The sequence below is a fragment of the Nostoc sp. genome (genome assembly GCF_035638895.1).
GTDB lineage: Bacteria > Cyanobacteriota > Cyanobacteriia > Cyanobacteriales > Nostocaceae > Nostoc.
Genome location: NZ_DASQZC010000399.1, coordinates 1 through 7,782, shown reverse-complemented (window position 1 = coordinate 7,782; position 7,782 = coordinate 1). Strand labels below are relative to the sequence as shown.

9 protein-coding genes and 1 pseudogene are annotated in these 7,782 nt (G+C 39.3%); 4 read left to right on the top strand and 6 right to left on the bottom strand.

Going from position 1 to position 7,782, the window contains the following annotated elements; genetic code table 11:
- Positions 1 to 53: 53 nt before the first annotated feature.
- From VE944_RS19910 to VE944_RS19895, 4 genes are all read right to left on the bottom strand, one after another.
- Entirely contained in the window at positions 54 to 1,358 is a 1,305-nt protein-coding gene (locus VE944_RS19910; RefSeq protein ID WP_324980739.1) for a Tudor-knot domain-containing protein, read from the bottom strand.
- Between the two features lie 114 nt (positions 1,359 to 1,472).
- The gene (locus tag VE944_RS19905) at positions 1,473 to 1,622 is read right to left on the bottom strand and encodes a hypothetical protein (protein WP_324980737.1); all 150 of its coding nucleotides are present in this window, start codon (positions 1,620 to 1,622) and stop codon (positions 1,473 to 1,475) included.
- Positions 1,623 to 1,737: 115 nt separating this feature from the next.
- A complete protein-coding gene (locus VE944_RS19900; RefSeq protein ID WP_324980734.1) occupies positions 1,738 to 3,204 on the bottom strand; it encodes an MlaD family protein in 1,467 nt (488 codons plus the stop codon).
- Positions 3,205 to 3,294: 90 nt separating this feature from the next.
- Complete coding sequence (locus VE944_RS19895) at positions 3,295 to 4,077, bottom strand: ABC transporter ATP-binding protein (RefSeq protein WP_324980732.1); 783 nt, start codon at positions 4,075 to 4,077, stop codon at positions 3,295 to 3,297.
- Positions 4,078 to 5,012: 935 nt separating this feature from the next.
- On the opposite strand from VE944_RS19895, the gene VE944_RS19890 reads away from it, so the two are divergent.
- Positions 5,013 to 6,059 carry a threonine aldolase family protein gene (locus tag VE944_RS19890; protein ID WP_324980729.1) on the top strand — a complete coding sequence of 349 codons (1,047 nt, stop codon included), beginning with the start codon at positions 5,013 to 5,015 and terminating at the stop codon, positions 6,057 to 6,059.
- Between the two features lie 215 nt (positions 6,060 to 6,274).
- Here the strand turns inward: VE944_RS19890 and VE944_RS19885 are convergent, their stop codons facing one another.
- Positions 6,275 to 6,487 carry a hypothetical protein gene (locus VE944_RS19885; RefSeq protein ID WP_324980726.1) on the bottom strand — a complete coding sequence of 71 codons (213 nt, stop codon included), beginning with the start codon at positions 6,485 to 6,487 and terminating at the stop codon, positions 6,275 to 6,277.
- 142 nt (positions 6,488 to 6,629) lie between these two features.
- On the opposite strand from VE944_RS19885, the gene VE944_RS34170 reads away from it, so the two are divergent.
- The 3 genes from VE944_RS34170 (at position 6,630) to VE944_RS19870 (ending at position 7,548) form a co-directional block, all read left to right on the top strand.
- Entirely contained in the window at positions 6,630 to 6,704 is a 75-nt protein-coding gene (locus VE944_RS34170; RefSeq protein WP_414690142.1) for a hypothetical protein, read from the top strand.
- A 50-nt stretch (positions 6,705 to 6,754) separates the two neighbouring features.
- Positions 6,755 to 6,967 (top strand): CopG family transcriptional regulator, encoded by a 213-nt coding sequence (locus VE944_RS19875; RefSeq protein ID WP_324980723.1) that lies wholly within the window; start codon positions 6,755 to 6,757, stop codon positions 6,965 to 6,967.
- A 299-nt stretch (positions 6,968 to 7,266) separates the two neighbouring features.
- Positions 7,267 to 7,548 (top strand): hypothetical protein, encoded by a 282-nt coding sequence (locus VE944_RS19870; protein ID WP_324980720.1) that lies wholly within the window; start codon positions 7,267 to 7,269, stop codon positions 7,546 to 7,548.
- Here the strand turns inward: VE944_RS19870 and VE944_RS19865 are convergent.
- Positions 7,505 to 7,782, bottom strand: a pseudogene (locus tag VE944_RS19865) (DUF3131 domain-containing protein); the annotation flags it as partial. The gene VE944_RS19870 and the pseudogene VE944_RS19865 overlap by 44 nt on opposite strands.

Here is a 7,782-nt window from a genome sequence, read left to right as displayed (position 1 = left end):
ATACCGAATAGCCCATCGGAGATATCGCTCTCGCCAGCCCCGTGCTAATTCAATTAGGAAATTTCGTCACTATCAACCCACTCATCATAGGATGAGTCATAACCAATGTAATGAACAAAGTATTGCTGATTTTGGATTTGCTCAATTGTTGCAGAATACCAAGCCTCTTGCTCATCATCCCAACATTTTACCTTTTGACCTACTGCATATCCATTGTCATCAGAGGAGCGAAGATCGCGAGTCCGAATGTCATCTTCGCCCACCCACTCGTTATGAGATGAACCGTAACCAAGATAATGAATAAAGAATTGGTCATCTTGGATTTTCTCAATTGTTCCCTGATACCAATCTTCCTCCTCACTATCCCAAACTTCTACTGTTTTGCTAAGTTCATACTGATTTTTATCTGAACTAACAGTAGATGAAACATCTTGGATAGGCTTTTGTTCCTCTTGTTTTATTTCCTCTTTTACTAGAGTATAGGCTTGCAAAATCAAGCTGCGAGCGACAGTTTGAATTCCCGTATGTTCGTAATAATTAGTAGTTTGATCTAGGAATGCTGCTACAAAATCTAAATTATCATCAGCAATTTGAATAAAACTACCCAAATGACTAGAAATTGATTGCGGGGTTATGCCTGTTTTGGATACTAAGTTATTCATCCAACCTTGCACAGAGTTGAAACCTTGACTGATAAAACCAACTTTATCAGAGGGGTTACTACCTGGTAGAAAGTTATTGATGGCTAAGAAAACCGGATTTTGAGTTATTGCGCTAGTATCAGTACCACTAATAACTCCGTGAATTTTGTCCAAAAAGTCGGGGCCTAGTGGTAGAATTCCGTCTATACAAACTAGAGCTACCATCCGCATTAGGGATGCATTTTGATAGTTGTTAGCAAGAGAATTAGCAAACTCTTGGGGATTCGGTTGAGGAATACCATTTAGTTTGCAAAAGGCAATAATTTCGACGGTGATTTTCAGTAGTAAGTCAATGGATTGAGTTATATCAGCTTTGGGAGTAATTTTGCCTAAAAAAGAGAGAAAGCCGATTTTCTCACTAACTTTATTTGCTAAAGCCGCCGTTGCCATAGCTGTGTCTGCCTTATCAATTGTTTGATAAAGTTTGATTGCGAACTGGTAGCCTTGTTGAGGATCTTCGTATAAAACAACAGCGCGATCGCGGATTTTCTGAATTACCTTAGCATCGCTAACTCCAGTAATGCTGCGAATATTATTCTCAAATCCCGTCAAATTGCTCCACTCACCTGGTGCTACATAATCAAGAGCTTTTAAAACTTTGACAGTGATATTGTCAGTTGGTAATTCGTCAACCAACTGAATAATTGATTTATCCATCAGCCGATCCTCAAAACTCAAAATATTTTTACAACACAGTTCAAATAAACCTACAACAACTCTCTCCCAGTGGCTATCCTATGGAAAGTCTTTCTCTGGTCAACGCTGTACGAATTACTGAATCGTATTAATAGAATTCCCTGATTTGACTAAAAAATAACAACAGGCGATCGGTATGCTAGTAAGCCAAGTCGCTGCGATCGTCGATTCAATTCCATTAGGGACTTCCAAGAAATAAATTATCCAATCTTGTGGGGTGGGCATCTTGCCCGCCTTTGACTATGGGCGGGCGAGACGCCCACCCCACAATAAATAGTTGTATATTTTTTTATTTGGAAGTCCCTTATCCAAAATCTAAAATTCGGTCAAGCTCTATTGCTTATTTTCCCGTCTCCAGTTGCTCCCGTTGCTTACCATAGTCCCGCAGCTGCTTCAACAGGTCTTCTTGGGATGAGTTAGAGATAGACGGACTGGGGGTTGGGATTGGTTCAGGGTTGATGTTGGTACTTCCAAAATTAGCAGGTGGGGGATTAATTACGTAGACGGGTAGGGACTTATCATTAGACATCGCCTCTTGAGTTGGTGCTGGGGTAGGAATTAGATTATTTGGTTTGCTCACAACGGTTTTTACCGAATCTAGAGTAGTCGCAACTTGCACCTGTTGCTGCATCTGTTGTGTAGAAGATACCAAACTACTTAGACCATTCACCAATTGCCGCAAATTTTGTCGGAAAGTAGGATCACCTGTCAACTCATCCAAATCAGATGTAATTTTTTGGCTATTTTCAAAGGTTACTCGTGCTGAATCTAAAGTTTGTTGTAGCAGCACCGCATTCTTTGGATCATTTAAAGTTTTTGAAGCATCACGTAAATTAGCTGAGGCTTGCGCTGCATTTGCTGAAAGAGCTTCTAAATTGTTGATTAATTGTCCTTGAGTGAATCGATTCACAGTTGGTGATAGGCTACTGACTGTAACACGCAGTTGGTTGCTGGTTTCGGTGATATTGTTCAAAGCGCCAAGCAGCGAAGAGCGATTTGTTGTCAATAAATTATCCAGATTGTTCAGCAAACGATTTGCTTGAGTTGCAGTTGCACCGAATTTATTTATTGTTTGACTCGATGATGCACTAAGTTGGTTTGTCGCTTGTTGCACTGAATTAGCAGTGGCTGAAAAGGTATTAAGTTGTTGTCGCAAGCTTTTGGTCAAACCTTGTAAATCTTGACTTAGCCCAGTAAAACTGGTTGCTGCGCCTGTGGTAGTTTCTAGAACCCTATTGACATTTCTATAAAATTTTGGGTCAGTGTATGCAGCGGCTAGCTCACTTGAACTGCGAATTAGTTCATCAACACTGATGCCAATCTGACCTTTTAACCGAGAGCCATTACAAATTATCAGGCTGGGATCACAATTTTTATCTAGGGGTTTAGCAATCACAACCCCAGTAGGTAAGGTTGCTTTTGGTGTGATGTCGATGATACTTTCGCTAATTAATCCGCTTTGATTAGCTTCTACGACTACATTCCGGGGGAGAGTTAAGTTAGTTTGGGCAATTTCAATTTCTACATCAACGGCATTTGGCCCTGGTCGAACCTGGGAAATAGTTCCTACCTTAACACCTCGATAGCGAACTGTTGCTCCCTTTTGCATTCCGCCAGCGTTAGCAAATTCTACAATAACTTTGTATGATTGCCCAGCAGGAGTGAATCTATTTAACCACAGAAAGAGCAACCCAAATACCCCTAATCCTAACAGGAGTAACAATCCCACAGAGCCTTCTCTAAATGTTCGCCCAGACGCGTTGCCGAAGCCTCTAGAAGAGAAGAGGCTTGTCATAAGACCTCGCATTTTTTTCCTCCACCCAATAATTAGTTATGAGTTAGCAGTTGAGAGTTAGGAGTTGAATTTAATCGCTCCTGATTCTTAACTCCTCACTTTCTAACCGACGACTTGAATCGGCCCTTGCACACTTCCACTAAGAAATTGTTTGATTAAAGGATTTTCTGTGTTGTATGTTTCACTAACTGTACCCTGCCACTGCACTCTACCTTCATAGAGAAATATAAGTCTATCAGCTGTACGGCGCATAGTACTGTCTTGGTGGGTAACAACAGCATAAGTACTACAAACTCCATTTAAACATTGCAAATAGCGGATTAAATCTTCGATTACTGTTGAGGCAATGGGATCAAGTCCGGCTGTTGGTTCATCATATAGTAGAACATCTGGCCCTTCTGTGGGATCATCAGGATTAGACATAATCGCACGGGCAAAACTTACCCGTTTTCGCATTCCCCCGGAAAGTTCGGCTGGGTAGAGATTTCTTATTTCTGGCAAACCTACCATGTCTAATTTTTCTTTTACCAAATCTTGGATGCGCGATCGCGCTAGCTTTGAATTTTGATAAAGTAAAAATCCCACATTTTCCTCCACCGTCAGCGAATCAAATAGCGCCGCTTGTTGAAACACCATACCAATGCCAACCTGCTGGCTACCATCCTCAATCAAACCGTCTCGCCGCACTCCTTGCACATAAATTTCTCCTTCGTCAGGACTAAGTAACCCCGCTATTACCCGTAAAATTGTTGATTTACCAGTCCCTGATGGGCCAATAATCCCTAGTGCTTCTCCCCGGTAAATGGTCAAGTCTACATTATCTAGAACTTTATGGCTACCAAAGGACTTAGAAACACCTTTCAGTTCAATCAATGGTTCAGTCATTAGTTATTAGTCATTAGTCATTGGTCATTGGTCATTTGTCATTGGTCATTAGCAAAGGACAAAGGACAAATAGCCCAATAGTGATGTCATAGTAATTAGTCAGGCATTGTATGGTACATTATAAGTATATGATTAGCATTTTAATTAGGAAAATTTATTTTTTTAGCATAATACTTAGTTATTTGCAATTTTTAACGTCTCACAATCCCCTCAATGCAAGCCTCACGAAGACACCATAGTAATTTAACGTCTCAGTAACGGAGAGCTAAGACTCCAGTTTTTTGTAGACATTCATAAACTCATATAATAGTATAAACTACTTAGCATAAATATGATTATTGTTGTTATAAATACTCAGATAAAAGCTACGACAACAAAAAATAATTAACAGGTTGACGCAAAAGATAGCAATTATTATATTTAAGTTGTGAAAATTAAAAGGTTCAGATTCACAAATTTTTAAATAAGTAAGTCGGAAATTTTTGTTCAGGAATGATTCAGTAGGGCTATTTCGTTCTAGACATAGACCGTCCAAAACTAAAGTTACTCTCTTATAGCTAGCTAAAGTCAATTTTAACAGACTTTAACCTTTTCACATTCGTTTTTAGACCACTTTCGCTATTAGACTCAGAATTCATTCTGAGGCGGGATAGATGGGAATTAAATAGCCCTACCATTTTAAGTTCTTGTAATTAGCAGAGTTATGAAATATAGCAGTTACCGCATAGGTAAAGTACAGAAAAAATAATTAACCACAGATGAACACACATACTCGTAGGGACAGGCCAATACTGTGTCTTTAGCCAATACCTATTCAAATGAAAATTGCTATAATTTGAGAGGTTAATAGCATTCTTGTCAATTTTGTAGTTGCCAAATATCAAAATTATTTACTAATATTATAAGAATTACTGATAAAAATTTAAGTAGACATTATGAGTAGCCAATTAGAACAGTTTGCAAGTGATAATTCCTCTGGGATTTGTCCAGAAGCCCTGGAATATATGATTAGGGCAAATCAAGGTAGTGTTCCAGCCTATGGAAATGATGAATGGACTCAAAAAGCCACAGATTATTTTCGAGAACTCTTTGAAATTGATTGTGAAGTATTTTTTACCTTTAATGGTACAGCTGCAAATTCTTTATCTTTAGCAGCCCTTTGTCAGTCATATCATAGCGTCATTTGTCATGAAACATCTCACATAGAAACAGATGAATGTGGCGCACCTGAATTTGCATCTAATGGCTCGAAATTGTTACTTGCTCAAGGTAAAAACGGCAAGTTAACATCAGAGGCTATAGAGGCAGTTGTCACTAAACGTACTGACATTCATTATCCCAAGCCTAAAGTTATTAGCATCACCCAATCAACTGAATTAGGGACTTTATATTCTATTGAAGAACTTATTAAAATTAAAGAAGTTGCGAAAAAGTATAACTTAAAAATTCACATGGACGGCGCTCGTTTTGCAAATGCAGTTGCCGCTATGAATAAAAGCCCTGCTGAAATTACTTGGAAAAGTGGAGTGGATGTGTTGTGCTTTTGTGGTACAAAGAACGGAATGGCATTAGGTGAAGCGATTCTGTTCTTTAACAAAGAGCTAGCAGAGGATTTTGATTATCGATGCAAGCAAGCAGGTCAGCTAGCCTCAAAAATGCGCTTTATCTCTGCTCCCTGGTTGGGTTTATTGGAAACTGGTGCTTGGTTAAAAAATGCCAGACATGCCAATCAATGTGCTGAATACTTAGAAAATCAACTATTAAATATAGAAAATGTTGACTTGATGTTTCCTAGAGAAGCCAACGCCGTCTTTGTTAAATTACCTGAGCAAGTTATTCACGCCTTAAAAGCAAAGAACTGGCAGTTTTATACATTTATTGGTGTGGGAGGAGTACGTTTTATGTGTTCTTGGAATACGACTCAAGCAAGGATTCATGAATTGATAGATGATATTAATAACGCAACTATTTCCAAAAAGTAAATATTAAAAATTTCAATCAATGAAATAAGTACAGTATTTAGGTTGCTATAGGACTAATGTTTGATTTTTGAAAAAGCTCAGTACAGATCAAAAAGCCTTATTCCCTACTCCCCACTCCCCGCCCACATAGATAATTTCAAAAATCAAATACGATTCCCATAGTCTATTTAACTTACAGAAGACTATCGACTTGATAAACCCTTTGTAATCTTCAATTAAGTTTGCCAAGCGTGAAGCAAGAAATGGACTTGGGAAGTAGGAGTGCTAGTCTCTGAGAGAACGCAAGTACCCAGCATTAGTCCCGCAGACATGGAAAAAGTGTTGGCTGCTGCTTCAAAATATGGTCTTGAGATTATGCCGCCACCTGCTACATCTTCGCAGGTATAGGCTAATATAACTACAAGCGATCGCAGTCTGACACTAAACAAAAGTTTGACTTATTAGAATATTTCCTCTCACATCTGCCTCAAGTGTCTACTAGAAACCAAAATAAGAGATAAAGTTTGACGTTATGTTTTCATAGGTGATTCTAATGATTTTGACGTTTATATTGGTTATCTGCGACTAAAATTGAAAGACAATAAGGAAAAGCGTGTGATTCATACACTCCGTGGTGTAGGTTATGCACTGCGAGAGCAATCGTAATGATTTGGTGATTTCGGCAAAAAGGAACATATTAAAGACAAAAGAGGATCATGAATAAAAAATGGGCTGTTAAACGACTGACAGTAAATCTCACAACCGAGGAAATGAAGAAACTTCAATCCTACTGTGCTTCGACAGGAAGGCCAGCAACAGATGTAATTAGAGAATTGCTCCGAACTCTTGAGGTTGACAATGCTGAAAACTCTAAGATGGAAACAGCAGACTCAACAAAAACAGTTGGCAGTGGGTCAAAATCACAGTAACTATTGACTCAATATCCCGCTAAATCTCACAAACCTGCTATCCTCATTTCCTGACAGATAGGATTAAAGGATGATTATCTTTTGGTATAATTTTTGCTGTTCCATCTAGATGTCAGTAAAAGTACTCCCACCAACCATTCTGGTGTGGAGGTGATTCTTAATTGCAAAACAAGTCAGGGGGTTAAATGCCCCCTCTTGTCATACTCATTTAAAGACTTAGGGACTTTAAAATACACAATATCCTACAAGTTTGTTGGAAATCCTCTACAGGTTATTAAAATAGCGATCGTTTTGCACTGGTGAGCGCTATCATTGAGTCTTTGCAAGACACGCCAATTTCTGAGCCTGAGCGCTCTAGCGCGATGTTAGACGAATTGCTATCAGGTAAAGCTGATATCCGCTTCAATGGGCCCGTTACACTATCCGACTCGGAACCCGAACCTGATATTGCAATTGTTCGACTTCCAGAATCATGCTACAATGGTCGCTATCCTGCTCCTCAAGATATCTTCTGGATTGTAGAATTTGCCAACACAAGTTTAAACAAGGATTGGGTAGCTCCTCCTTGTATAAAGGCATAGATGCCAGTGTTTTCTTTTGCTCATTTTGGCATCAAATTCAGCCGCAGGCACGATATTGAGTTCTCTAGCACTGACCAAAGCTGCGTTAGCGAAGCTTACCGAAGGTATCGCAGCTGTCTGATCCCACATACTGACAGAGGCAAAGCCATCAAGGGAATTGACTAAACCAGTTTCATCGTTCCAGTTGCGCTGGAAGTATGACCAAGCCTGACGGGCAGTTGTCGTTTCCTCTGG

Excerpts from the sequence above, each read along its gene's own strand:
- VE944_RS19905 (WP_324980737.1), bottom strand. The coding sequence starts at position 1,622 with ATGCCCACCCCACAAGATTGGATAATTTATTTCTTGGAAGTCCCTAAT.
- VE944_RS19910 (WP_324980739.1), bottom strand. The coding sequence starts at position 1,358 with ATGGATAAATCAATTATTCAGTTGGTTGACGAATTACCAACTGACAAT.
- VE944_RS19875 (WP_324980723.1), top strand. The coding sequence starts at position 6,755 with ATGAATAAAAAATGGGCTGTTAAACGACTGACAGTAAATCTCACAACC.
- VE944_RS19890 (WP_324980729.1), top strand. The coding sequence starts at position 5,013 with ATGAGTAGCCAATTAGAACAGTTTGCAAGTGATAATTCCTCTGGGATT.
- VE944_RS19900 (WP_324980734.1), bottom strand. The coding sequence starts at position 3,204 with ATGCGAGGTCTTATGACAAGCCTCTTCTCTTCTAGAGGCTTCGGCAAC.
- VE944_RS19895 (WP_324980732.1), bottom strand. The coding sequence starts at position 4,077 with ATGACTGAACCATTGATTGAACTGAAAGGTGTTTCTAAGTCCTTTGGT.